This is a genomic window from Dermacoccus sp. 147Ba, assembly GCF_004151355.1.
GTDB lineage: Bacteria > Actinomycetota > Actinomycetes > Actinomycetales > Dermatophilaceae > Dermacoccus > Dermacoccus abyssi.
In genome coordinates this window covers 434,339-457,576 of the sequence record NZ_SEHL01000002.1, presented here as the reverse complement: position 1 = coordinate 457,576, position 23,238 = coordinate 434,339, and the positions used below count along the sequence as shown (strand labels likewise).

The window sequence follows — 23,238 nt, the reverse complement described above, 5'->3', positions numbered from 1 at the left end:
AGTCATGAGCGATGAGGTGGAGTCCGCGCCAGCCGATTACCCGCGCGAGTGGGAGGCCGACGTCGTCCTGCGTGACGGCTCCGTGGCGCACGTGCGCCCCATCGGCCCTGACGACGCGGAACGCCTTCACCGCTTTCACGCGGCCCAGAGCGAAGAGTCCATCTACCTGCGCTTCTTCGCCCCCATCAAGCGCCTGAGTGACCGTGACGTCACGCGCTTCACCCACGTCGACCACGTCGAGCGCGTCGCCCTCGTCGGTCTCGTCGGTGACGACATCATCGGTATCGGCCGCTACGACCGCCTCGGTGGGCCGGATGCTCCCTCGGCGGAGGTCGCGTTCAACATCGCCGACAGTTTCCAGGGCCGCGGCGTCGGCTCCGTCATGCTCGAACACCTCGCCGCCATCGGCGCCGAGAACGGCGTCGCCGAGTTCGTGGCCGACGTCCTGCCGCAGAACCGCAAGATGATCCAGGTCTTCACCGAGGCCGGTTACGACGTCAAGCGCAACTTCGACGACGGCGTCATCTCCGTGCGGTTCGAGATCGAGCCGAACGAGAAGTCGCAGGCCGTGCGCCTCGCGCGCGAACAGCGCAGCGAATCGCAGTCGGTGCGCGCCCTGCTCAACCCGTCGTCCGTCGCCGTCATCGGCGTCTCGAGCAAGGGCCCGTCGGTCGGTGGGCGCGTGCTCGCCAACCTGTGTGAGGGTGGGTTCACCGGTCGCGTCGACGTCGTCCACCCCAGCGTCGAGGAGATCGACGGCTACCGCACCGTGCGCAGCCTCGGCGACATCGAGGGCCGCGTCGATCTTGCGATCATCGCCGTGCCTGCCGCGCAGGTGCTCGACGTCGTGCGCGAGTGCGGCCCGGCCGGCGTCAAGGCGCTGCTCGTCGTCTCCTCCGGGTTCGCCGAGACCGGCTCCGCCGAGGGCGCCGAGCGTCAGGCCGAACTGCTCAGCCTCGCGCGCAGCCAGGGCATGCGCGTCGTCGGCCCGAGCAGCTTCGGCCTCATCAACACCCGCGCCGACACGCGCCTCAACGCCTCCATCGCCTACGAGATGCCGCCCGCCGGTCACCTCGGCCTCTTCGCCCAGAGCGGCGCGCTCGGCATCGCGGTTCTCGCCAGCGCCGGGCGTCGTGGCCTCGGTCTTTCGGACTTCGCGTCCGCGGGCAACCGCATCGACGTCTCCGGCAACGACCTCATGCAGTACTGGATCGACGACGACGAAACTCACGCCGTCGGCCTCTACCTCGAGTCGGTCGGTAACCCGCGCAAGTTCACGCGCATCGCCCGTCAGCTCGCGCTGCGCAAGCCCGTCATCGTCGTCAAGCCCGAGGTCTCGGCGTTCGGTGTGCCCCCGGGCCACCGCGTCCGCGAGACCCGCACGAGCCCGGCCGCGTTCCGCGAGATGCTGCGCCAGAGCGGCGTCATCCGCGTCGGCAACGTCCACCAGCTGTTCGACGTCGCCCAGCTCGTCATCAACCAGCCGCTGCCCAAGGGGCGCCGCGTCGCCGTTGTGACGAACTCCGACGCCCTCGGCGCGCTCTGCGGTGACGCCGCACTGAGCTGGAAGCTCGAGGTGACGCGGGGCCCTGTCGCCCTCGCGCCCGACGCCGACGTCGAGAGCTTCCGCGACGCCCTCGTCGCAGCCTTCGAGGACGAATCGGTCGACACCGTCATCGCCTCGTTCATCCCGCCGCTCATCTCCGGCGGCACCGAAGTGGCGCGCGCCGTCGCGGAGGTGAGCGCCTGCTACGACAAGCCGTGCATCACCACCTTCCTCGGCATCCACGGTGCGTCGGAAGCACTCACCGCCACGAGCCCCGACGGCGAGCGCGTCGTCACGCCGTCGTACCCCATGCCCGAGGACGGCATCCGCGCCCTGGCCGCCGTGACGAACTACGCAGGCTGGCTCCAGCGCGACCGCGGTGAACCTCTCGCGCCCGAGGGCATTGACCGAAAGGGCGTGCGCGCCATGGTGCGCCGCGTCATGGGCGAGCAGCCCGAAGGCCGCGACCTCACCGGTGACGAGGTGGCCGAGTTCCTCGGCCTCGCCGGCATCTCGGTCTGGCAGTCGATTCCGGTCCGTACCTCGAAGGAAGCCGTCGCCGCGGCCGAGAAGCTCGGCTTCCCCGTCGTCGTGAAGTCGATCGCGCCGGAGGTGCGCCACCAGGTGGCGAGCTCCCTGCGCGCCGACCTGCGCTCGCCGCTCGCCGTCGTCGAGGCCTTCGAAGCGCTCGAGGAACGCCTCACCCAGTTCGGGGCCGACCAGTTCGTCGTCCAGTCGATGGCGACGCCGGGCATCGGCTGCGTCGTGACGAGCTCGGAGGACCCGCTCTTCGGCCCCGTCGTCACGTTCTCCGTCAGCGGCCCGCCCACCGACCTGCTCGACGATGTCGGCTACCGCATCCCTCCGCTCACAACGAGCGACGTCTCCGACCTCGTCAGCTCCATCAAGGCGTGGCCGCTGCTCGACGGCAGCCACGGCACCGCCGCCGATCGCGCCGCCATCGAAGATCTCGTCTCGCGCGTCGCGATCCTCGCCGACGAGAACCCCGAGATCGCCCACCTCGAACTCAACCCGGTGAGCACCAACCCCACCGGCCTCGACGTTCTGGGCGCCCGCATCACGCTGGCGCCGCACTCGCTGCGCCAGGATTCCGGGCGCCGGGCCATGACGTGAGGTTCGGGCGTCCGACACGCGCCGGGGGCGACGAAGGTGGGATGATGGCACGCATGTCTGCCACCCTGCCCGCCGACCTCGTCCGCGACATCGAGAAGGCCGGTTACTTCCCGGCTCTCGTCGGCGACGTCGTCACCACGGCGCTCGCCGGTGACGAGGTGCGTCACCACCTCGTGCACCTCGAGACGACGTTCGACCAGGACGAATTCCACCGCCACATCACGGTTCTCGCGCTCACCCCGCACAAGCTCGTCATCGCGCACGCCGACGATCACGCCGACCCGCGCACCCACGGGCACGGCTCGGGTCACTCGGCCGTCACCGCGACGTCGGAGGCCGTGGCGCTGTCGTTCGTGCGCGGCGTGACGCTGACGCACGTCGTCGCCGACGCCGAGACCTACCGCCCGGGCACGCTCGGGCGCGAGGTGACGCTCACCGTTGGATGGGGGACCGTGAGCCGCGTCGATCTGCTGCCCGCCACGTGCGGCGACCCGCAGTGCGACGCCGACCACGGCTACGACGGCACGATCACCGGCGATGACATCAGCCTGCGTATCTCCGCTGACGCCGAGGGTGAAGGCAGCCTCAGCCAGGCCATGAGCTTCGCCAACGCCCTGTCGGCCGTCGTCGGCCGACGCTGACCGGGACGGATTCATGAAGGCACCCCGGTACGACACCGAAGGCCTTGCGTCCGTTCTGCCGTCGGTCGCGCGCACGCTCGCTCCGGCCGCGTTCGAGGGGGAGGGGCGCAAGCTGCCGCAGGCGAAGGCAGGCATCGTCGTGCTCGCCGACGGTCTCGGCGCGCGGCTCCTACGCAAGCGCAGCGCATACGCGCCGTTTCTCCACGAGCACCTCGACCACGTCCAGACGCTCGCGGCAGGCTTCCCGACGACAACCGCCACCTCCATGGGCACGTTCGGCACGGGCTTGCCGCCGGGTGCGCACGGGCTCGCCGGCTACCAGGTCGTCGACCCGGCCACCGGCATGCTCTTCAACGAGCTGACGTGGCAGCGCGGCCCCGAGCCGCGCGTCTGGCAGCCGAACGCCACCGTCTTCGAACGCGCCGACCAGGCCGACCTGCGCCCGGCGATGATCGGACCGGACTACTTCGAAGGCTCCGGCCTGACGAATGCCGCCCTGCGCGGCGCGGTGTTCTACGGCGCCGAGGCGCTCGAGGACCGCATCGACGCAGCGCTCGCCGCCGTCCGGCGTGGCCATCGTCTCGTCTACCTCTACTGGGGCGAGATCGACAAGGCCGGCCACGTGCACGGCATCGATTCGCCGCAGTGGGCCGCCGAGCTCGAAGCGTTCGACCGCGGTTTCGAGCGCCTCGCCTCCCAGCGTCCGGTCGGCACGTCCCTCACGCTGACGGCCGACCACGGCATGGTCGACGTGCCGCTCGACGCCCGCGTCGACATCGCCAAAACCCCCTACCTGCGCGACGGCGTGCGCACCGTTGGCGGCGAGATGCGCGCGCTGCACCTCTACGTCGAGCCCGGCGCGCGTGACGACGTCCTCGCCGCCTGGCGCAAGGAGGTCGGCAGCGACGGCCACGTGCTCACCCGCGAGGAACTGAGCGACCTCGGCTGGGTCGGCGCTCTCGACGCCGGCACGGCGGGACGCTTCGGCGACGTCGTCGTCTCGATGCGCGCGGCCCGTGGCTACGTCGACTCGCGCGTCATGAGCCATCAGGTGCTCGCCCTCATCGGCCAGCACGGCGCCATGACGCCGCAGGAACTCGACGTGCCCTTCCTCCACCTTCCGCCGCGCTAAGGTGACTGCCCGTGGCTGAGCTCGTTTTCTTCACCGGCACGATGGACTGCGGTAAGTCCACCCTCGCGCTGCAGATGGACCACAACCACGCGGCCCGCGGGCAGCGCGGCATCGTGCTGACCCAGCACGACCGCGCCGGTGAGGCCGTCATCTCCTCGCGCCTCGGCCTGCGTCACGAGGCCATCGAGGTGAGCGACGACGTCGACCTGTGGGATCTCGCCGTCTCCGCGGGCGTGACGCTCGGGGGCCTCGACTACGTCATCGCCGACGAGGTGCAGTTCTACCTGCCCGAGCAGATCGACCAACTCGCGCGCGTCGTCGACGAACTCGACGTCGACGTCTTCGCCTTCGGCATCACTGCGGACTTCAAGACGCAGCTGTTCCCCGGCTCGCGGCGCCTGTTCGAACTCGCCGACCGCACCCAGCTGCTCCAGGTCGAGGCCCTGTGCTGGTGCGGCAAGCGCGCCACCCACAACGCCCGCGTCGTCGACGGCACGATGGTGGTCGAAGGCGAGCAGGTCGTCGTCGGTGACACCGGCGACCAGACGGAGACGCCGCTCGTGGAGTACGAGGTGCTGTGCCGTCGTCACTTCATGCGTCGGATGACGTCGCACGCCGCCCGCGCCATCGGCGCCGAGCAGATGCCCTTCGACCTCGACGTGTGCCCCGTGCCGCCCTCGACCTTCACCGATCATTCCCGCGGCGCGGCCGGCTGAGGCGAGCGATGAACGAACGGCACGAGCGAGAGGATCGGCGCGAGCGCGTCGGGGCAGCGCCCCACCGTGGACGCGCCGAACGCCTGCGCAGTGCCGGAGTCATGGGCGGGCGTGCAGCACGCGGCGCCTACCGCCTGAGCGCGGGTGCCACGAAGACGACGCTGCGCGCCGCCCGCCGGGCGAGCAACGCCCAGGGCGCGGGGGAGAGTGGCCTCGGGCGCCTCATCGAGGTGCACGCCCTCTCCAACGCCGGCGATGCCGCCGTCATGGTCGGGCTCGCCGGCACACTGTTCGTCTCCGCGCAGCCCGGCGAGGCGAAGGACCACGTCGCGCTGTTCCTCGTGCTCACGATGCTGCCCTTCGCCATCGTGGCGCCGCTCATCGGCCCGCTGCTCGACCGCTACCGGCACGGGCGCCGCTGGGCCATGGGCGGCACGCTCGCGCTGCGCGGCTTCCTCTGCTGGGTGCTCGCCGACGCCATCGAGAAGGGCTCCACCTGGCAGTTCCCTACGGCCCTGGCCATCCTCGTCTCGAGCAAGGCCTACCTCGTCACTCGATCATCGGCCACGCCACGGCTGCTTCCGTACGGCATGACGCTCGTCAAGGCCAACAGCCGCATGAGCCTCGCCGGCGTGGCGGGAGCGACGATCGGCGGTCCGCTCGCCGGTGGAGCCGCGGCCCTGTTCGGCGCGACGTGGGCCTTCCGTGCCGCGTTCCTGCTCTTCGTCGTCGGCACGGTGCTCGCCATTCTGTTGCCGCCTGACATCGATTCCGAACGCACCGACTCACTGCGCTCCGGACGCGCCCAGGTGCGCCTGCCGAGCGTCATCGTCTCTGCGCTGCGCGCCAACGTCGGTCTGCGCTGGATCAGCGGCTTCCTCACGATGTTCATGGCCTTCCTCATGAAGACCCATCCGCTACCTGGCTGGGAGGATCGCGCCACGACACTACTGGCGCTCGTCGTCGGCGCGGCCGCGCTGGGTAATGCGCTCGGTACAGTGCTCGGTTCGCTCGTCAAGAACTTCGCGCCTCGCACCGTCGTGATCGGGTCGCTGCTTGCCGACGCGGTGGCCATGGTGGTCTGCGCGGTGCACTTCACCCTCGTGACGGCCATCGTCGTCGGCCTCGTGGCCGGTCTCGGACAACAGTTGGGCAAGCTCGCCGTCGACTCGCTCATTCAGGATCACCTCGCCGAGGCTGTGCGCACGAGCGCCTTCGCGCGCTCCGAGACGGTGCTCCAGCTCGCCTGGGTCATCGGTGGCATCTACGCCTGCGTCGTGCCGACCGACGCGACGATCGGCCTCTACTCCGCCGCCGTCCTCCTCGTCGGGTGGGCCGTGCTCGTCATGCTGTGGAACGCCGGACGCGGGCCGACGTGGCCGCGCCGTCGCGGTACCAGCGAGGACGATGACGGTCGTGGCGCCCGACGCGGTGGCGCCTTCGCCGACACCGTGACGGAGACCTCGGACGACGCCTTCACCCGAGCCCCCGACGACCTGCCGACAACTCCGCGCACGCGGCGCTGGCGCCGCGACGAGCCGGCAGAAAGCCCGCGAGGCGAGCGCTATCGCGACGATGATCGGTACGACCAGGACGACGACCGGTACGACGAGTTCGGCGGCAGATCCCGCGACGGATATGACACGTACGACGCGTGGCAGGAGAACCGCCGGACGCTTCCGGTGCCGACGTCGGATTCCCGAAACACCGGGGAGCCGCGCGACGATCGCACGCGCCGCATGCCCGAGCAGGAGCGCCGATCGTCGTCCTACCGGCCGCAGTGGGATGGCCACGACGGCTGGGATCGCCGCGACCGCTGACGCCTCGCAACGACGAGCTACCGAACCTTCACGCCGACAGACACCGCTCGGTAAACCTCCACGCGAACGCCGAACGCCCGACCTCAGCGCACGTGGCGCGAGGTCGGGCGTTCTCCTGTCCGTCAGGTCTGGCGCAGAGGCTCAGCCCTGAAAGTCACTTCTTGGGGCCGCGGCCACCGAACATGATGTCGTCCCAGCTCGGAACGCTCGGGCGGCTGCTCTTGCGCGACTGGCTCGCACGCTCGGGCACCGAGGTGCGCTTCTGGGTGCTCTTCTTCGCGGGAGCCGAAGCCTCAGCGGGTTCGTCGACCTCGTCGAAGAGCGACTCCTCCTGAACGACCTCGTCATCGGCGGCGGAGCCTGCGGCCTTCGTCTCAGCGCCGTCGTCGACTGCGTCCTCGACGTCGGCCTCGGCAACGTCGTCGGCTTCGTCGAGATTGGCCTCGTCGAACGCGTCGTCCTCGACGTCGTGCAGCTGGTGAACGTCGCCACCGTCGTGGAAGCCGGGCAGCTCGCCGAAGAGCGACTCGTCCTGCTCGGCGTCGTCGTCGTGCAACGCCGCGCGCACGGACGCCTGCTCGAGGTTGGCGCGGGAACGGCGGCTCTTGCGGCGACGCGAACCCGTTGACGTCGACTTCTCGGCCGCCACATCGTCGGATTCGTCGGCAGCGTGGACATCGACGTCGGGCTCGTCAGCGGTCGGCGCATCGGCCGTCTTGCGCGTCGGCAGCGCCGTCACACCGGCCGTCGCACGGCGCGAGGTGTCGTCGTTCTTCTCAGCGTTCGCGTTCGTGTTCGCCTTGTCGGCGTCGCTGTCGGAACGAGCGTGCAGTTCCTCCGGACGCGGGTGGCTCGGCGCCGGGGGAGGCGTCGTGCCGAGGTCGAGACGCTCGACGCGCGTGACGTCGGGGGAGCCGCTCGTGACGTTCGGCAGCGCCGTCGGGCGCGACGCGTTCGAGCGACCCGAACCCTTCGACCGGCTGCGGCTCGCCTGGCGCGCACGCATCGACGCGGTCAGGTCGGCAGGCTTGCCGGCGTCGTCGCTTGAGCCGAGCGTCGCACCGAGGTGAGGAGCCTGTGCATCTTCGAGACCGCCCTCGGCCTCGACGTCGTAGACGGACGCAGGGCGTGCGGCGCGAGCGGAACCGCTGGCCTTCTTGCGTGCGACGGCCTTCTGACGCTCAGGAGCCTCCTCGTCAGCGGCGGCGATCTCGTCGCCACCGAGCCAACGGGCCTCGTCGTCGACGGTGCGCAGTGCGCGGTTCACCGGGTCGAACAGCCACGTGGCCTCACGCTGGCGACCACCGGCGGGGAAGCGCACGGTGACGGTCCAGTGGGCGTCGTCGTTCTTCCAGCTGTCCCACACGACGCGCTCGGCCTCGACGCCGCGCTCGGCGAGACGACGGTCGGCGCGCTCACGCAGCGTCGTCGTCTCACCGCGCCCGTACAGCAGAACACCCTGCGCCAGACCGGAGACGTAGTCGCGCTCGGCGCGGATCGGGCCTTCGTAGCGCTGCACCTTCTCGAGCGTCCACCCGGCACGCTCGGCGATCTCCTCGAGCGGCACCCCGCCGCGGATGAGGCCCTGCACGTCGCGCGGACGCAGCGGGTTCTCGGCCTTCGCCTGGCCGTCGGCGGACGCCGGCTCGCGGCGGTCACGTCGGATCGTGGTGCGCAGTTCGTCGGTGATGGGAAGGGTGAAGCGACCCCCGTCGTCGTCGGCGAGAAGGAGGCCGCTGCCGTCCTCCGAGACCCCGATCAAACGCAATTCCTGCACGACGCAACTCCATCCGTTACCAGTTGTGTAGCCGCTACTGTGCCATTATCGCCCGCCTGATGCAGGGACGGCGCGCCGCCCGCGGTAACGTGTCGCTGCCATGGTGCTCACGCAAAGCGGCTCTCTGCAGCTCCTCCTCGACCTCATCGGCGTGTTCGTCTTCGCGCTCTCCGGTGGGCTCGTCGCCGTTCGCAAGAGGCTCGACATCCTCGGCGTCGTCATCCTCTCCGGAATGGCCGGACTCGGCGGCGGTGTGCTGCGCGATCTGCTCATCGGTCAGACGCCGCCCGTCGGCGTCAACGACTGGCGCCTCATGGGCGTCTGCGTCCTCGCGGGCCTGTGTGCGTTCACGCTCCACCCCGAGATGAGCCGTATCGCTCGACTCGTGCGCCTCCTCGACGCCGCCGGCCTCGCGCTGTTCTGCGTCGCAGGCTCGATCAAGGCCCTCGCCTACGGCGCCGGTGCGACGACGGCGATCTTCGTCGGCGTCCTCACCGCCATCGGTGGCGGCCTCATGCGCGACGTCATCGTCGGGCAGGTGCCCGAGGTGCTGCGCCGCGAGCTCTATGTCGTGCCGGCCCTGCTCGGCAGTTCGCTCGTCGTCATCGCGCACGAGACGCCGTACTACACGGTGCCCGTGCTCTGGGGCTGCGTCTTCGTCGCCTTCGCCCTGCGCATGATCGCCGTGGTGCTCGACCTCAATGCCCCTCAGCCCCTTCGAACTGGAGACCGGTCATGACCGACGCCAACCCGCTCGAACCGTACGACGCCGTCCTGCTCGCGTCGTTCGGCGGACCCGAGAAGCCCGACGAGATCATGCCGTTCCTGCGCCGCGTGACGGCCGGGCGCGGCATCCCCGACGAGCGTCTCGCCGAGGTGGCCCACCACTACGAGGAGCTCGGCGGGCGCAGCCCGATCAACGACCAGAACCGGGCCCTCATCGCCGCGCTGCGCGCCGAACTCGACCGTCGTGACATCACGACGCCGATCCTGTGGGGCAACCGCAACAGCGAGCCCTTCCTCACCGACACCCTGCGCGACGCCCACGGCGAGGGCATGCGCCGCATCGTCACCGTGACGACGAGCGCGTACGCCTCCTACAGCTCGTGCCGTCAGTACCGCGAGGACCTCGCGGCCGCGGTCAACACCCTCGAGGACGAGGGCCTCACGGGCTTCGAGATCGACAAGATCCGCCAGTTCGCCACCCACCCGTCCTTCGCACGGGCAAACGTCCGCCTCGTCACCGACGCCCTGCGTGAGTTCGCCGGGGTGCCCGACGAGCAGGTGCAGGTCGTCTTCGTCACGCACTCGATTCCGCTCGGCATGGACGACACCTCCGGCCCCGGCGACGGTGACGGCAACCTCTACTGGCAGCAGCACGACGAGCTGGGCGCCGCCATCCTCTCGGAGGCGAACGCAACGCTCTCGCGTGACCTCGAGGGCGCGCTCGTCTACTGCTCGCGTTCCGGCCCGCCGTCGCAGCCGTGGCTCGAGCCCGACATCAACGACCACCTCGAGCACCTCGCCGAGCGCGGCGTGACGCACGTCGTCGTCGCGCCGATCGGCTTCGTCTCCGACCACGTGGAGGTCGTCTACGACCTCGATACCGAGGCCGCCGAAACCGCCGAACGCCTCGGGCTCGTCATGCGCCGCGTGCCGACCGTGGGCACGGACGACGAGTTCGTGCACGGCCTCGTCGACCTCGTCGAGGAGCGCGCGGCCGAGGCCCGTGACGAGTCGCCCGAGCGCCCCGCGTGGCCGGGCGAGGCCATGCCGTCGATCTGCGCCCCGGGCTGCTGCCCCAACCTGCGCGCCGCCAAGCCCGCTCTCTGCGGTCGCGACTGAGGCCGTACCCTCAAAGCGCACCTGCGCGAAGGAGAACCCGATGGAACGCGACACCGACGCACCGCTCGCCCTGCCCGAGTGGCTGAACGCCGAGGAGCTCACTCGTCTGCGCGATCTCGCCACGGCCATGGCTGACGACGCCGCGCGCCTCGTCGTGACGGAACGCCCGCGTTCCCTCGGGGTCGAAGCGACGAAGTCGAGCGAGGTCGACGTCGTCACCGTCATGGACCAGCGCAGCGAGCAGTTGCTGCGCGAGCGCATCGACGCCGAGCGTCCCGACGACGCGATCCTCGGTGAGGAGGGCGGCGCGAGCGAGGGCACCTCGGGCCTGACGTGGGTCGTCGACCCCATCGACGGCACCGTCAACTACCTCTACGGTCACCCATTCTTCGCGGTGTCGGTGGCCGTGTGCATCGGCGATACGACGCGTGAGGGCGCCTGGCTGCCCGTTGCGGGCGCCGTCAGCGCACCGTTGCTGGGGGAGACCTACGCCGCGGCCCACGGCCAGGGCGCCCACCTCGTCACGGCCGACGGGCGACGCGAGCCCCTCGCCGTCAGCGACTGCGAGCGTCTCGAGCTCGCGCTCGTCGGCACCGGTTTCGGGTACGAAGCGGCCAAGCGTGAAGAGCAGGGCGCTGCCGTGGCGCAGCTGCTGCCGAAGGTGCGCGACATCCGACGCGGCGGGTCCGCGGCACTTGACCTCTGCTTCGTCGCGTCGGGCCGGCTCGACGGTTACTACGAGTCCGGAATCAATGCGTGGGACCAGGCCGCGGGGCAGGTCATCGCCACCGAAGCAGGCGCTTCGATCGGGGGCGCACCGGGCGGCGAGATGGGCAAGGCGATGGCGATCGCGACGGCTCCCGGCATCTTTGCCGACCTCACGGATTGCCTTTTTCCCGAGGCGCGCTAGTATGCGGGCACAAATCGGGTCATCCGCGCGTTGCAGCGGGGGATCAGCGGTGAGCGCCACAAGCGCGACGCCGCACACTCATCGAAGAAAGAGTACTGATGGCAACTGACTACGATGCCCCGCGCAAGAACGAAGACGACGTCAGCGAAGACTCGATCGAGGAACTGAAGTCCCGTCGGGTCGACAAGTCCTCGAGCAGCGTCGACGTCGACGAGACCGAGCACGCCGAAGGCTTCGAGCTTCCCGGCGCCGATCTGTCGGGTGAGGAGCTCTCCGTGCGCGTCCTGCCGCGCCAGGAGGACGAGTTCACCTGCAGCAGGTGCTTCCTCGTTCACCACCGCAGCCAGCTCGCTGAAGAGGACGGCGGCCTTCCGGTCTGCCGCGACTGCGCCTGAGGCATGGACAACGCACCGAGCAGCGACGACGACGGACATCTCACCGTCCCCATCCGACGCCTCGATCCGGGGCTGGAGTTGCCGACGTACGCCCACGCGGGTGACGCCGGTGCGGATCTGCGGGCACGCGTCGGCCTGACGCTCGCGCCCGGTCACCGCGCGCTCGTTCCCACGGGTATCGCCGTCGCGATTCCTGAGGGATACGCCGGCTTCATCCACCCCCGATCGGGGTTGGCCGCTCGCCACGGCATCACCATCGTCAACGCGCCCGGTGTCGTCGACGCCGGCTACCGAGGCGAGATCCAGGTCAACCTCGTCAACACCGACAGCCGCGAGTCTTTCACCGTCTCCAGGGGAGACCGCATCGCGCAACTCGTCGTGCAGCGGGTGGAGAAGGCGACGTTCGTCGTCGTCGACGACCTCGACGACTCGTCGCGTGGCGCCGGTGGGCACGGTTCGACCGGCGGATTCGCGGCCACGCAGGCTCGCGCCGAGAAGGAGACTGACTGATCATGGCCATGTTCCGACGTAAGAAGGACGACGCAGCCTCGCAGGTCGAGGGCGACGAGAAGGTCGACCTCAGCGAGGACACCGACGAGACGGCCACCGAGTCGGCGGACGTGACGTCCGAGGAGCTCACCCCCGAGGAGCGCCGCCGCCGTTCGCGCCTGCGCCCGCGTGAGGACGTCGACCTCTCCAACGGCCCGTTCGACGTCGACGACGCCCCCGAGGGCGATCGCATCGACTTCGGTGCGCTGCTGCTCGCGCCCGGTGAGGACGTCGAGCTTCGCCTCGACGTCGACGAGAGCACGCAGGTGCTCACCGGCATGACCGCCGTCATCGGTGAGGGTGGTGCCTCTGCGGTTCAGCTGCAGGTTTTCGCCGCGCCCAAGACGAGCGGCATCTGGTACGGCATCCGCCGCGAGATCGCCGAGTCGATCCTCGCCGGTGGCGGCACGGCCGACGAGGTCGACGGCGACCTCGGCACCGAGCTGCACGTGCGCATGCCCAGCCAGGGCCCCGACGGCCGCACCACCTTCTCGCCGGCACGCTTCATCGGCGTCGACGGCCCGCGCTGGTTCCTGCGCGCCGTGCTGTCGGGCCACGCGGCCCTCGACGACGACGCCGCGGAGCGCGCCATGGAGTTCGTGCGCACCGTCGTCGTGCGACGCGGCGGTGAGGCACGCGCGCCGCGCGAACTGCTCGAACTCACCCTGCCGCCGGAGCTGCTCGCCCAGGTGCGCGAGCAGGAGCAGTCCGCCGGTGAGAGCGATCCCGCCGTCAGCCCGCTGGAGCGTGGCCCGGAGATTACCGAGACGCGCTGATGGAGCAGATGCTCGCGAAGCTGCGCGCCCGTTTCCTCCCCGGCCCGTCGGGGGAGGAAGAGGCCGCGGCCCAGCGAGCACGAGAGGCCTCCCGCTACGCCCTCGCGCCTGCTCGACGCCGGGTGAGGATCGAAGGGCGCGTCAGCGAGGTCACCGTCAGGCCGCGCTCCGAGAGTGTGCCCGACCTCGTTGTCGATCTCGACCCGTTCGACACCTCGGTCCAGCCCGCGTCGCTCGTCATGCTCGGACGCCGTGAGGTCGTCGGTATTCACGTCGGCGCCGCGCTCGCCGTCGAAGGGCTCCTGACGACCGTGAAGAACCGGCCCACGATCTTCAACCCCGCCTACGAGCTCCTGCTCGAGAACGAGGAATCCCAGTGACCGAGAACCACCAGCCCCCGGCGAACACGGTCGAGGGCGTCATCCGCGAGCGCCTCGCCGTCGCGGTCGGCGGGTGGCGCGGATCGCTCGAGGCGGCATTGCCGACGGTCGCGTTCGTCGCGGTGTGGACCGCGACGAAGAACCTCAACCAAGCGCTCATTGCCGCGGCGGTCGTGCTCGTCGTCGCGCTCGTGCTGCGCCTCGTGCAGCGTCAGACGGTGAAGTTTGTCGTCGCTGCGGCGTTCGCCACGGCCTTCGCTGCGTTTCTCGCGAAGCGTTCCGGCAATGCGTCCGACGTCTTCCTGCCCGGTCTCATCCAGGCGGGCGTCATGCTCGCCATCAGCATTGCGTCGATCGTCGTGCGCTGGCCGCTCGTCGGTTTCATCGTGGCGGGCGGCGACCCGAACCTTAAGGACGACCCCACGGCGTGGCAGCGTAGCCGCGCCATGGTGAAGGTGTGCACGCGCCTGACGTGGGTGTTCGCGGCCCTGTTCGCCGTGCGCCTGGCCGTCATGCTGCCGCTGTACCTGGCCGACCAGGTGACGATGCTCGGCGTCGCGAAGATCGCGCTCGGTTGGCCGCTGTACCTCGCCGCCCTCGCCCTCATGGCGCTGTTGCTCCTGCGCGGTGAGACCCCGCTGGACACCCACGACGCGCTCCTGCACGACGACCGCGAAGGCCACGAACGTCTCGAGCACGAGGCGCGCGAGCACGGCGCCTGACGCGCCTCGCCCGCAGTTCGGAGCGACCTCAGAAGTTGCGGTCGCTCAGGACCGTCTGCACCTCGTCGCGACGGCGGCCCGTGAGCTTCGCCGCGAGGGTGCGCTCGGCGTCACGCGTGGCGAGGAAGAGCAGTTCGTCGAGTGCCTGGAGGCTCTCCTCGGGCACCGGCGCCATCGGCAGTTGGTCGCGGATGATGCCGACGAGCACGCACTCGGGCGGCAGGGCGAGGTCGGCGACGCTGCTGCCGCAGTAGGGGGAGTCGAGGGGGAGCGTGAGCTCCACCATCGTGGCCTTGCCCTGCTGGAACTCGAAGAGGCGCACGAGGTCGCCGACGCTGACGGCCTCCTCGACGAGCGCCGTCATGAGGCGCGGGGTGGAGACGGCGACGTCGACGCCCCAGCCCTCGTCGAACATCCACTCGTTGCGCGGGTTGTTGACGCGGGCCACGGTACGCGGCACGCCGAACTCCGTCTTCGCGAGCAGGGAGACGACGAGGTTGACCTTGTCGTCACCCGTGGCGCAGACGACGACGTCGGCGTGCTCGAGCTGTGCCTCCTCGAGCGTGGCCACCTCGCACGCGTCAGCGAGGAGCCACGTGGCGTCCGGGATGGCCTTGACGCGCTCCTCGCGGGCGTACTTGTCGATGACGAGCAGGCTGTGTTCGTTGCTCAGCAGTTCGCGGGTGATGGATCGGCCGACGCTTCCGGCCCCGACGACGACGATGCGCATGACGTGCCTCTCAGTGCTCGCGCGCGAGCGGGTTCGTGAGGTCGGTGTGAGGGCCCTGCGAGAGCAACGCCTCGACCTGCTCCCGGCGGGCCGATTCGACGACGAAGTGCACGATGTCGCCCTCCTGGTGGACGAGGCCAGCGCGGGGCAGGATGCCGGTGCTCAGGCGCGAGACGTACGCGACGCGCGAGGCGGTGACCTGCTCGAGTTCGTCGTAGGCGTGCCCGATCCACGCGGGGTGGACGGGGATCTCGAGGATGGCGAGGGTGCCCGACTGATCGTGGTGCACCGCGGTGCTCTCCTGCGGCACGATGCGCCGCAACACCTGGTCGGCGGTCCAGCGAACGGTGGCGACCGTGGGGATGCCGAGGCGCTGGTAGATCTCGGCGCGGCCCGGGTCGTAGATGCGGGCGACGACGCGCTCGACGCCGTACGTCTCGCGTGCCACGCGGGCCGAGAGGATGTTCGAGTTGTCACCACTGGAGACGGCGGCGAAGGCGAACGCCTCTTCGATGCCGGCGGCGACGAGCGTCTCTCGGTCGAAACCGACACCGACGATGCGGCGTCCGAGGAACGAGCTCGGCAGGCGGCGGAAGGCGGATTCGTCGCGGTCGACGATGGCGACGCTGTGGCCGGTGTCCTCGAGCGTGCGCGCGAGGGAGGAACCGACGCGGCCGCAGCCCATGATGACGTAGTGCACGAGGCGACCCTATCGAAGGTGAGGGCCTGCTGCGTTGCGTGTTCCGGGGCATCCGGGGGAGGGTGAACGACATGGCAACGTCACGTTCTGCACCCGGTCGCCGCTCTGGAATGAACCGTCGCAAGGCCCGCAAGGGCCGTCCGATGGAGGGCGAGCGGCTGGAACTGGCCGTCGAGGGCGTCGCGCACGGCGGACACTGCGTCGCCCGCCATGAGGGCCGCGTCGTCTTCGTCCGGCACACGCTGCCCGGCGAACGCGTCGTCGCCCGCATCACCGAGGGCACGAGCGAGTCGAAGTTCCTGCGCGCCGACGCCGTCGAGGTGCTCGACGACTCGCCCGATCGCGTCCCCGCGCCGTGCCCGTTCTCCGGCCCCGGCATGTGTGGCGGCTGCGACTGGCAGCACGTCGCACTGCCCGCGCAGCGCGCGCTCAAGACGCAGGTGGTGCGTGATCAGCTGCAGCGCATCGCCAAGATCGACCTCGACGAGGTGGCCCCCGACTTCACCGTCGAGGAACTGCCCGGCCACCCCGACGGGCTGCGCTGGCGCACCCGCCTCGAACTCGCCGTCGACGGCGGTGTTGCGGGCCTGCGCGAACACCGCTCACACCGCCTCGTCGAGATCGACGACTGCGTCGTCTCGGACGAGGGTTTTACCGCGGCGCTGCGTGACCGCTTCGACGCCTCGATCGCGGGCCTCGACCTCGTGCGCCCCTCCGTCGGCGACATCGTCGGTATCGAGCTGCCGCAGCCCAAGGGCGAGAAGACCCCCGCGGTACGCGAGATCGTCGACACCGCCCACGGCAGCGCCGAGTTCGACGTCAGCGCCCGTGGGTTCTGGCAGGTACACCCGGCGGCTGCCTCCACGTTCCTCGACGTCGTCCTCGACGCCACCGACCCGCAGGAGGGGGAGCGGGCCGTCGACCTGTACTGCGGCGTCGGCCTGTTCACGCGCGCCCTCGCCGACCTCGTGGGCCCGAGCGGTTCGGTGCTCGGCGTCGAGGCGGACGCCGAGGCGATCGAGTACGCCCGCACGAACATGGGCGGAGCCCGCCACGTCGACCTCCTTGCGTCCGACGTGGCGAAGGCCAACCTCGGAACCGGCGCCGACGTCGTCGTCCTCGACCCGCCCCGTGCAGGTGCGGGCCGCGACGTCGTGGCGACGATCGCCGACCTCGCGCCCCGCGTCGTCACCTACGTCGCGTGCGACCCGGCCGCGCTCGCGCGTGACCTCGGCTACTTCGCCGAACGCGGCTACCAGGTCGATGCTTTGCGCGGCTTCGACGCGTTCCCCATGACGCAGCACGTCGAGTGCGTCGCGGTGCTGCGACCCCGCGGTGAGGCGAACGCATCCTGAGATCGTCGACATCGGGCTCGCCCACTGGGGCGACATGACGGGCTCGGCGACCTACGATCAAGGCAGGAGAACGGCCTCGGCGAGGGCAGGTGGCAAAGTTAGGTTTGCCTTTGCTGAGGGGCGTTCCCGGCGTGTGATTAAGTTATCTTGACGTCAAGATAAATGACACGGGACGCGGGCCCGAGGGGCGCGCTCCCAGGCAACAGACGAAGGAGTCGGCGTGAGTCAGAGCACGGACAGCTTCGGAGCAAAGGGCACCCTTGAGGTTGGCTCGAACAGCTACGAGATCTACCGCATCAACACGGTCGAGGGCCACGAGACCCTGCCGTACAGCCTCAAGGTTCTCCTCGAGAACCTGCTGCGCACCGAAGACGGCGCGAACGTCACCAAGGAGCAGATCTCCGCTCTCGGTGGCTGGAACGAGAAGGCCGACCCGGACACCGAGATCCAGTTCACGCCCGCGCGCGTGATCATGCAGGACTTCACCGGTGTTCCCTGTGTCGTCGACCTCGCCACGATGCGTGAGGCCGCCGGTGAACTCGGCGGCGACACGAACAAGGTCAACCCGCTCTCGCCGGCCGAGCTCGTCATCGACCACTCGGTCCAGATCGACGCCTTCGGCACGAACGACGCGTTCGAGAAGAACGTCGAGCTCGAGTACGAGCGCAACAACGAGCGTTACCAGTTCCTGCGCTGGGGCCAGGGCGCCTTCGACGACTTCAAGGTCGTCCCCCCGGGCACCGGCATCGTCCACCAGGTCAACATCGAGCACCTGGCGCGCGTCGTCATGGAGCGCGAGGGCGTGGCCTACCCCGACACCTGCATCGGTACCGACAGCCACACCACGATGGAGAACGGCCTCGGCGTCCTCGGTTGGGGCGTCGGCGGTATCGAGGCCGAGGCCGCGATGCTCGGCCAGTCCGTCTCGATGCTCATCCCGCGCGTCGTCGGCTTCAAGATCACCGGTGAGATCCCCTCGGGCGTCACCGCCACGGACGTCGTCCTCACGATCACGCAGATGCTGCGCGAGCACGGTGTCGTCGGCAAGTTCGTCGAGTTCCACGGTGAGGGCGTCGCCTCCATCCCGCTCGCGAACCGCGCCACGATCGGCAACATGAGCCCCGAGTTCGGCTCCACCTGTGCGATCTTCCCGATCGACGACGTCACGCTCGACTACCTGCGCCTCACGGGCCGCAGCGACGAGCAGGTCGCCCTCGCCGAGGCGTACGCCAAGGAGCAGGGCATGTGGCTCGACCCGAGCGTCGAGCTGCGCTTCTCCGAGGAGCTCGAGCTGGATCTGTCGACGGTCGTCCCGTCGATCGCCGGCCCGAAGCGCCCGCAGGACCGCATCCTGCTGTCCGAGGCCAAGCAGCAGTTCGTCGCCGATCTCGACAACTACGTCGTCAACGGCAACAGCATCGAGGACAGCTCGGTCGACGAGGAGCTCGAGGGCACCTTCCCTGCGTCCGACTCGGTGAACACGAGTGCCGACCAGGTCTCCGACCCGCGTTCGGCCCCGACGAACTCGCCGATCTCAGGCAAGAGCGAGCGCCCCTCCAAGCCGACCACGGTCAACCGTGACGGTGGCAGTTTCGAGATCGACCACGGTGATGTCGCCATCGCCTCGATCACGAGCTGCACCAACACCTCGAACCCGTCGGTCATGCTCGCGGCCGGTCTTCTCGCGAAGAACGCCGCCGACAAGGGCCTCAAGGTCAAGCCGTGGGTCAAGACGTCGATGGCTCCGGGCTCGAAGGTCGTCACCGAGTACTACGAGAAGGCGGGCCTGTGGCCGGCGCTCAAGGCTCTCGGCTACCACCTCGTCGGTTACGGCTGCACCACCTGCATCGGTAACTCCGGCCCGCTGCCGGAGGATGTCTCCGCTGCGGTCAACGAGAACGACCTCGCCGTCGTCTCCGTCCTGTCGGGTAACCGCAACTTCGAGGGTCGCATCAACCCCGACGTGAAGATGAACTACCTGGCCTCCCCGCCGCTCGTCATCGCCTACGCGCTGGCCGGCACGATGGACTTCGACTTCGAGAACGAAGCCCTGGGTCAGGACAAGGACGGCAACGACGTCTTCCTCAAGGACATCTGGCCGAGCGCGCAGGACGTCGACTCGACGATCGCGTCCTCGATCAACCGCGACATGTTCCTCGAGCAGTACAAGGACGTTTTCGCCGGTGACGAGCGCTGGCAGGGTCTCGAGACCCCGGCCGGTGGCACGTTCGACTGGGACGACCAGTCCACGTACGTCCGCAAGCCCCCGTACTTCGAGGGCATGAAGATGGAGCTGACCCCGGTCACCGACATCAAGGGCGCCCGTGTGCTCGCCAAGCTGGGCGACTCGGTCACCACCGACCACATCTCCCCGGCCGGCAACATCAAGGCCGACAGCCCCGCGGGCAAGTACCTCGCCGAGCACGGCGTCGACCGCAAGGACTTCAACTCCTACGGTTCGCGCCGCGGTAACCACGAGGTCATGGTGCGCGGTACGTTCGCGAACATCCGCCTGAAGAACCAGCTCCTCGACGGCGTCGAGGGTGGCTTCACGCGCGACTTCACGAACAACGGTGAGCAGAACACGATCTACGACGCCGCGATGAACTACGCCGAGGCCGGTACGCCGCTCGTCGTGCTCGCCGGCAAGGAGTACGGTTCGGGCTCGTCGCGTGACTGGGCTGCGAAGGGTACGCGTCTGCTGGGCGTCAAGGCTGTCATCGCCGAGTCGTTCGAGCGCATCCACCGTTCCAACCTCATCGGCATGGGCATCCTGCCGATGCAGTTCCCGGCCGGTAAGACGGCTGACGACCTGGGTCTGGACGGCACGGAGACCTTCGAGATCACCGGCATCGAGGCCCTCAACGAGGGCACGACGCCGAAGACGGTCAAGGTTGTCGCCACGAAGGACGGCGGCGAGACGGTGGAGTTCGACGCGGTCGTCCGCATCGACACCCCCGGCGAAGCCGACTACTACCGCAACGACGGCATCCTGCAGTACGTGCTGCGCAACATCGTCAAGAGTGCGTGACGCGGTAACAGCAGGTAGCTGAACACCGTCGGCCCGGTTCCCTTCAGGGAGCCGGGCCGACGGCGTTGTCGACTTTCTCGGGTGAAGGCCGACCGGGACGGCGCTTCGGAAGAATGTGCGCGGTCCGACCCATCCGATCGCAGCTGGGCTCCGAACGCCGGTCATGAGGAACAACCAACGTCAGCAGGGGGAGTGAGTGCGGTTCACGTCGTCCGCCCGTGCGGCCCGTGCCGCGTCGCTCGCTCCTGCACCGGATCGGTCAGGTGCTCCGATGCGCGCTGAGGAACTCGTCCAACGCTGCGCGCGAGGTGATGACGCTGCGTTCGCGCAGCTGTACGACGACACGAGCGCCCGCGTCTTCGGTCTCATCGTGCGCGTGCTGCGCGACCCGGCGCAGTCCGAGGAGGTTCTCCAGGAGACCTACCTCGACATCTGGCGCCATTCGGCTCGCTACGACGCGAAGCAGGCGTCCGCCATGTCCTGGATGATGACGATCGCGCACCGGCGGGCCGTCGACCGAGTGCGCCACGCCGAGACCGCGAGCGCCCGGGAAGGGCGGTACGCCGTCGAACAACGCGAGGTCGCGTTCGACACGACGAGCGAAGCCGTCGACAGCAGCCTCGAGGCCGAGCGCGTCCGGCGCGCGATGGCGACGCTCACCCCGGTTCAGCGCGAGGCGCTCGAACTGGCCTACTTCGGCGGACACACCCACACCGAGGTGGCCGCCCTGCTCGACCTGCCGCTCGGAACGGCGAAGACACGCATCCGCGACGGACTCATCCGCCTGCGCGACACCATGGGAGGTGAACGATGAAGCGCAACGTTCGACCGGGCGACGCCTACGGACTCATCGGTGCGTACGCGGTGGACGCCGTGACGCCCGAGGAGCGTGAGGCGGTTGAGGCCTACCTGCGCGATCACCCCGAGGCGCGCGACGAGGTGCGCTCCCTCCAGGAAGCCGCGGCAACGCTGCCCGCTCCCGAGATGACACCGCCTGCTCACGTGCGCAGCGAGCTCCTCGCTCAGGTGGCTCGCACCCGTCCGCTGCCACCCGTCGTGCCCGTCGCCGCGGAGCGTTCCCAGACGCCACGCGCGGCCCGGCGAGCAATTCTGTGGCTCGGTGCTGCCGCCGCAGCCATCGTCATCGCGGTGGCCGGGGTACGGATCGCGAGCGACGACGCCGGCTCCATGCCGGCACCAGTCGCGGAGGTCATGCACGCCGACGACGCCCGTGAGTCGGTCATCGACATGGGCGAGCACAAGATCACCGTCACCCGTTCGATGGGTATGGACAAGGCCGTCGTCACGTCGACGACGATGGGGCGCGCCCCGGACGGCATGGCGTACCAGATGTGGGTCAAGGACTCCTCCGGGAAGTTGGTCTCGGGTGGCCTGCTGCCCGAGCCGGAGAAGGACGGGCTCATCGCCATGCCGTTGCACGGTGACGCCGGCGCCGCCCGCGAGGTCGCCGTGTCGATGGAACCGGCCGGCGGTTCGGCCCAGCCGACCTCGAAGGTGCTGGGTTCGGTGCAGCTGTGACGGCCGCGCACCTCGGCAAGGGGCAAGCAGCGTTCATCGGCCTGGCTTCGACGATCGCCGGCGCGGGGGCAGGGCACCTCGTCGCGGCGATCACGGGGCCGAGCTATTCGCCGCCGTTCGCGGTCGGTTCGGCCGTTGTCGATGCGGCTCCGACCTGGCTGAAGAACTTCGCCGTGTCGACCTTCGGCACCGCTGACAAGCCCGTCCTGCTCGCCTCCGTGGCGCTCGTCACCGGCCTGCTCGGGGCGCTCGCGGGGCTGCTCGCTCGGACGCGGCTCGTGCGCGGCGTTGCGCTGCTCGGTGTCCTCGTCGCGCTCGCCGGCCTTGCCGCGTGGGCCCGGCCGGGCGGGGGAGTCTTCGCCGTCATCCCGTCGCTCGCGACGGCCTTCGTCGGGGTAGGAAGCTTCGTGGCGGTGATGTCGTCGGCGTCCGGTTCGTCGAACATCGCGCCTGGCGTGGCCTCCGGTGACGTGACGCGCCGGACGATGCTGAGCGCGGGAGCCCTTGCCGGGCTCGGAGCCGTGGCCGCGGGCATGGGACAGAAGATCGGCTCGCAGGTGACGCAGATGGTGCGCGCCCTGCCGCGCCCGAGCCACTCGCTGCCCGCCATGCCGGCCGGGCTGGAGCGCACCGTGAGGGGAGTGACGCCGCTCGTCACCCCGAATTCGAACTTCTATCGCATCGACACCGCGCTCGTCGTGCCCAACGTCGACGCGGGCGGGTGGCGACTCGTCATCGACGGCGACGTCGAGGAGGAACTCGAGTTCACCTACGACGACATCCTCGCCATGCCGCTCGTCGAGGCCGACGTCACCCTCACCTGCGTGAGCAACGAGGTGGGCGGCGAGTACGCGGGCGGCGCCCGCTGGCTCGGTGTCCCGGTGCGCGACCTGCTCGCCAAGGCGCGTCCGCGCAGCGGCGCCGACCAAGTGCTTTCCGTCTCCGATGACGGGTGGACCTGTTCGACGCCGATCGAGGCCTTCCAGGACAAGAACCGTCAGGCTCTCCTGGCCGTCGGGATGAACGGCGAGCCGCTGCCGCGCGAGCACGGTTTCCCCGCGCGTCTCGTGACGCCGGGCCTCTACGGCTACGTCGGGGCGACGAAGTGGGTGACGAAGCTGACGGTCACCACCTACGCCGAGCACCGCGCGTACTGGACCGACCGCGGCTGGAGCGAGAAGGGTCCGATCAAGCCCTCGACGCGCATCGACACACCCCGCGCCGGCCGCACCATTGACGCCGGACGCGTGGCGATCGGCGGTGTCGCGTGGGCCCAGCACCAGGGCATCGTCGGGGTCGAGGTGCAGATCGACGACGGCGAATGGCAGACGGCCAAGCTCGGCCCGAATGTCGGTATCGACTACTGGCGGCAGTGGTGGCTGTCCTGGGACGCGCCCAAGGGGCAGCACACGATCAAGGCCCGTTGCCGGTACGCCGACGGCAAGGTGCAGACATCGCAGGAAGCCGAGGTGACGCCCGACGGCGCCTCGGGATGGCACACCGTCTCGGTCGGTGTGAGGTAGACCACGCCCCGTCTCCC

General features: G+C 69.7%; 21 protein-coding genes. 18 read left to right on the top strand and 3 right to left on the bottom strand.

What is annotated here, in order from left to right; genetic code table 11:
* The first annotated feature begins 4 nt into the window (after nucleotides 1–4).
* The 5 genes from EVU97_RS04445 to EVU97_RS04425 are packed head-to-tail and all read left to right on the top strand — an operon-like array spanning nucleotide 5 to nucleotide 6,989.
* On the top strand, nucleotides 5–2,680 hold the full coding sequence (locus EVU97_RS04445) for a GNAT family N-acetyltransferase (protein ID WP_129663805.1): 2,676 nt from the start codon (nucleotides 5–7) through the stop codon (nucleotides 2,678–2,680).
* A gap of 44 nt (nucleotides 2,681–2,724) precedes the next feature.
* Nucleotides 2,725–3,321 carry a DUF5998 family protein gene (locus EVU97_RS04440; RefSeq protein WP_129663803.1) on the top strand — a complete coding sequence of 199 codons (597 nt, stop codon included), beginning with the start codon at nucleotides 2,725–2,727 and terminating at the stop codon, nucleotides 3,319–3,321.
* Between the two features lie 13 nt (nucleotides 3,322–3,334).
* Nucleotides 3,335–4,453 carry an alkaline phosphatase family protein gene (locus tag EVU97_RS04435; RefSeq protein ID WP_129663801.1) on the top strand — a complete coding sequence of 373 codons (1,119 nt, stop codon included), beginning with the start codon at nucleotides 3,335–3,337 and terminating at the stop codon, nucleotides 4,451–4,453.
* Between the two features lie 11 nt (nucleotides 4,454–4,464).
* Nucleotides 4,465–5,169 (top strand): thymidine kinase, encoded by a 705-nt coding sequence (locus EVU97_RS04430; RefSeq protein ID WP_129663799.1) that lies wholly within the window; start codon nucleotides 4,465–4,467, stop codon nucleotides 5,167–5,169.
* An 8-nt stretch (nucleotides 5,170–5,177) separates the two neighbouring features.
* Nucleotides 5,178–6,989, top strand: a complete 1,812-nt coding sequence (locus EVU97_RS04425) for an MFS transporter (protein WP_129663797.1) — start codon at nucleotides 5,178–5,180, stop codon at nucleotides 6,987–6,989.
* Nucleotides 6,990–7,143: 154 nt separating this feature from the next.
* Here EVU97_RS04425 and sepH read toward each other — a convergent pair whose 3' ends face one another.
* Complete coding sequence (gene sepH / locus EVU97_RS04420) at nucleotides 7,144–8,766, bottom strand: septation protein SepH (protein ID WP_129663795.1); 1,623 nt, start codon at nucleotides 8,764–8,766, stop codon at nucleotides 7,144–7,146.
* Between the two features lie 100 nt (nucleotides 8,767–8,866).
* On the opposite strand from sepH, the gene EVU97_RS04415 reads away from it, so the two are divergent.
* From EVU97_RS04415 to EVU97_RS04380, 8 genes are all read left to right on the top strand, one after another.
* Complete coding sequence (locus tag EVU97_RS04415; protein WP_129663793.1) at nucleotides 8,867–9,505, top strand: trimeric intracellular cation channel family protein; 639 nt, start codon at nucleotides 8,867–8,869, stop codon at nucleotides 9,503–9,505.
* Nucleotides 9,502–10,611: a ferrochelatase gene (locus EVU97_RS04410; RefSeq protein WP_129663791.1), complete on the top strand. Its 1,110-nt coding sequence runs from the start codon at nucleotides 9,502–9,504 to the stop codon at nucleotides 10,609–10,611. The genes EVU97_RS04415 and EVU97_RS04410 overlap by 4 nt, the downstream gene beginning before the upstream one ends.
* A 40-nt stretch (nucleotides 10,612–10,651) precedes the next feature.
* Nucleotides 10,652–11,521 carry an inositol monophosphatase family protein gene (locus EVU97_RS04405; protein ID WP_129663789.1) on the top strand — a complete coding sequence of 290 codons (870 nt, stop codon included), beginning with the start codon at nucleotides 10,652–10,654 and terminating at the stop codon, nucleotides 11,519–11,521.
* 98 nt (nucleotides 11,522–11,619) lie between these two features.
* Nucleotides 11,620–11,916, top strand: a complete 297-nt coding sequence (locus EVU97_RS04400) for a DUF4193 domain-containing protein (protein WP_129663787.1) — start codon at nucleotides 11,620–11,622, stop codon at nucleotides 11,914–11,916.
* A gap of 3 nt (nucleotides 11,917–11,919) precedes the next feature.
* On the top strand, nucleotides 11,920–12,426 hold the full coding sequence (dut, locus tag EVU97_RS04395) for a dUTP diphosphatase (protein ID WP_129663785.1): 507 nt from the start codon (nucleotides 11,920–11,922) through the stop codon (nucleotides 12,424–12,426).
* Between the two features lie 2 nt (nucleotides 12,427–12,428).
* Nucleotides 12,429–13,241: a DUF3710 domain-containing protein gene (locus tag EVU97_RS04390; RefSeq protein WP_047311516.1), complete on the top strand. Its 813-nt coding sequence runs from the start codon at nucleotides 12,429–12,431 to the stop codon at nucleotides 13,239–13,241.
* Nucleotides 13,241–13,621 carry a hypothetical protein gene (locus EVU97_RS04385; protein ID WP_047311517.1) on the top strand — a complete coding sequence of 127 codons (381 nt, stop codon included), beginning with the start codon at nucleotides 13,241–13,243 and terminating at the stop codon, nucleotides 13,619–13,621. Before EVU97_RS04390 ends, EVU97_RS04385 begins: the two co-directional genes overlap by 1 nt.
* Nucleotides 13,618–14,343 (top strand): DUF3159 domain-containing protein, encoded by a 726-nt coding sequence (locus EVU97_RS04380; protein WP_129663783.1) that lies wholly within the window; start codon nucleotides 13,618–13,620, stop codon nucleotides 14,341–14,343. Before EVU97_RS04385 ends, EVU97_RS04380 begins: the two co-directional genes overlap by 4 nt.
* 28 nt (nucleotides 14,344–14,371) lie before the next feature.
* On the opposite strand, the gene EVU97_RS04375 is transcribed toward EVU97_RS04380, so the two are convergent.
* Together EVU97_RS04375 and EVU97_RS04370 are read right to left on the bottom strand one after the other, a co-directional pair.
* Complete coding sequence (locus EVU97_RS04375) at nucleotides 14,372–15,073, bottom strand: TrkA family potassium uptake protein (protein WP_047311519.1); 702 nt, start codon at nucleotides 15,071–15,073, stop codon at nucleotides 14,372–14,374.
* Between the two features lie 10 nt (nucleotides 15,074–15,083).
* Nucleotides 15,084–15,773: a TrkA family potassium uptake protein gene (locus EVU97_RS04370; protein WP_240730123.1), complete on the bottom strand. Its 690-nt coding sequence runs from the start codon at nucleotides 15,771–15,773 to the stop codon at nucleotides 15,084–15,086.
* Between the two features lie 71 nt (nucleotides 15,774–15,844).
* On the opposite strand from EVU97_RS04370, the gene EVU97_RS04365 reads away from it, so the two are divergent.
* The 5 genes from EVU97_RS04365 (at nucleotide 15,845) to EVU97_RS04345 (ending at nucleotide 23,221) form a co-directional block, all read left to right on the top strand.
* Nucleotides 15,845–17,128, top strand: a complete 1,284-nt coding sequence (locus tag EVU97_RS04365; protein ID WP_129663781.1) for a class I SAM-dependent RNA methyltransferase — start codon at nucleotides 15,845–15,847, stop codon at nucleotides 17,126–17,128.
* 220 nt (nucleotides 17,129–17,348) lie between these two features.
* A complete protein-coding gene (gene acnA / locus EVU97_RS04360) occupies nucleotides 17,349–20,159 on the top strand; it encodes an aconitate hydratase AcnA (RefSeq protein WP_129663779.1) in 2,811 nt (936 codons plus the stop codon).
* 271 nt (nucleotides 20,160–20,430) lie between these two features.
* Entirely contained in the window at nucleotides 20,431–20,973 is a 543-nt protein-coding gene (sigK, locus tag EVU97_RS04355) for an ECF RNA polymerase sigma factor SigK (RefSeq protein ID WP_129663777.1), read from the top strand.
* Nucleotides 20,970–21,698 (top strand): anti-sigma factor domain-containing protein, encoded by a 729-nt coding sequence (locus tag EVU97_RS04350; RefSeq protein WP_129663775.1) that lies wholly within the window; start codon nucleotides 20,970–20,972, stop codon nucleotides 21,696–21,698. The genes sigK and EVU97_RS04350 overlap by 4 nt, the downstream gene beginning before the upstream one ends.
* Nucleotides 21,695–23,221, top strand: a complete 1,527-nt coding sequence (locus tag EVU97_RS04345; RefSeq protein WP_129663773.1) for a molybdopterin-dependent oxidoreductase — start codon at nucleotides 21,695–21,697, stop codon at nucleotides 23,219–23,221. Before EVU97_RS04350 ends, EVU97_RS04345 begins: the two co-directional genes overlap by 4 nt.
* Nucleotides 23,222–23,238 lie beyond the last annotated feature (17 nt).

What these genes read in the sequence shown, in the direction of transcription:
- EVU97_RS04445 (WP_129663805.1), top strand. Translation starts at nt 5, where the DNA reads ATGAGCGATGAGGTGGAGTCCGCGCCAGCCGATTACCCGCGCGAGTGG.
- EVU97_RS04440 (WP_129663803.1), top strand. Translation starts at nt 2,725, where the DNA reads ATGGCACGCATGTCTGCCACCCTGCCCGCCGACCTCGTCCGCGACATC.
- EVU97_RS04435 (WP_129663801.1), top strand. Translation starts at nt 3,335, where the DNA reads ATGAAGGCACCCCGGTACGACACCGAAGGCCTTGCGTCCGTTCTGCCG.
- EVU97_RS04425 (WP_129663797.1), top strand. Translation starts at nt 5,178, where the DNA reads ATGAACGAACGGCACGAGCGAGAGGATCGGCGCGAGCGCGTCGGGGCA.
- EVU97_RS04415 (WP_129663793.1), top strand. Translation starts at nt 8,867, where the DNA reads ATGGTGCTCACGCAAAGCGGCTCTCTGCAGCTCCTCCTCGACCTCATC.
- EVU97_RS04410 (WP_129663791.1), top strand. Translation starts at nt 9,502, where the DNA reads ATGACCGACGCCAACCCGCTCGAACCGTACGACGCCGTCCTGCTCGCG.
- EVU97_RS04405 (WP_129663789.1), top strand. Translation starts at nt 10,652, where the DNA reads ATGGAACGCGACACCGACGCACCGCTCGCCCTGCCCGAGTGGCTGAAC.
- EVU97_RS04400 (WP_129663787.1), top strand. Translation starts at nt 11,620, where the DNA reads ATGGCAACTGACTACGATGCCCCGCGCAAGAACGAAGACGACGTCAGC.
- dut (WP_129663785.1), top strand. Translation starts at nt 11,920, where the DNA reads ATGGACAACGCACCGAGCAGCGACGACGACGGACATCTCACCGTCCCC.
- EVU97_RS04390 (WP_047311516.1), top strand. Translation starts at nt 12,429, where the DNA reads ATGGCCATGTTCCGACGTAAGAAGGACGACGCAGCCTCGCAGGTCGAG.
- EVU97_RS04385 (WP_047311517.1), top strand. Translation starts at nt 13,241, where the DNA reads ATGGAGCAGATGCTCGCGAAGCTGCGCGCCCGTTTCCTCCCCGGCCCG.
- EVU97_RS04375 (WP_047311519.1), bottom strand. Translation starts at nt 15,073, where the DNA reads ATGCGCATCGTCGTCGTCGGGGCCGGAAGCGTCGGCCGATCCATCACC.
- EVU97_RS04365 (WP_129663781.1), top strand. Translation starts at nt 15,845, where the DNA reads ATGGCAACGTCACGTTCTGCACCCGGTCGCCGCTCTGGAATGAACCGT.
- sigK (WP_129663777.1), top strand. Translation starts at nt 20,431, where the DNA reads ATGCGCGCTGAGGAACTCGTCCAACGCTGCGCGCGAGGTGATGACGCT.
- EVU97_RS04350 (WP_129663775.1), top strand. Translation starts at nt 20,970, where the DNA reads ATGAAGCGCAACGTTCGACCGGGCGACGCCTACGGACTCATCGGTGCG.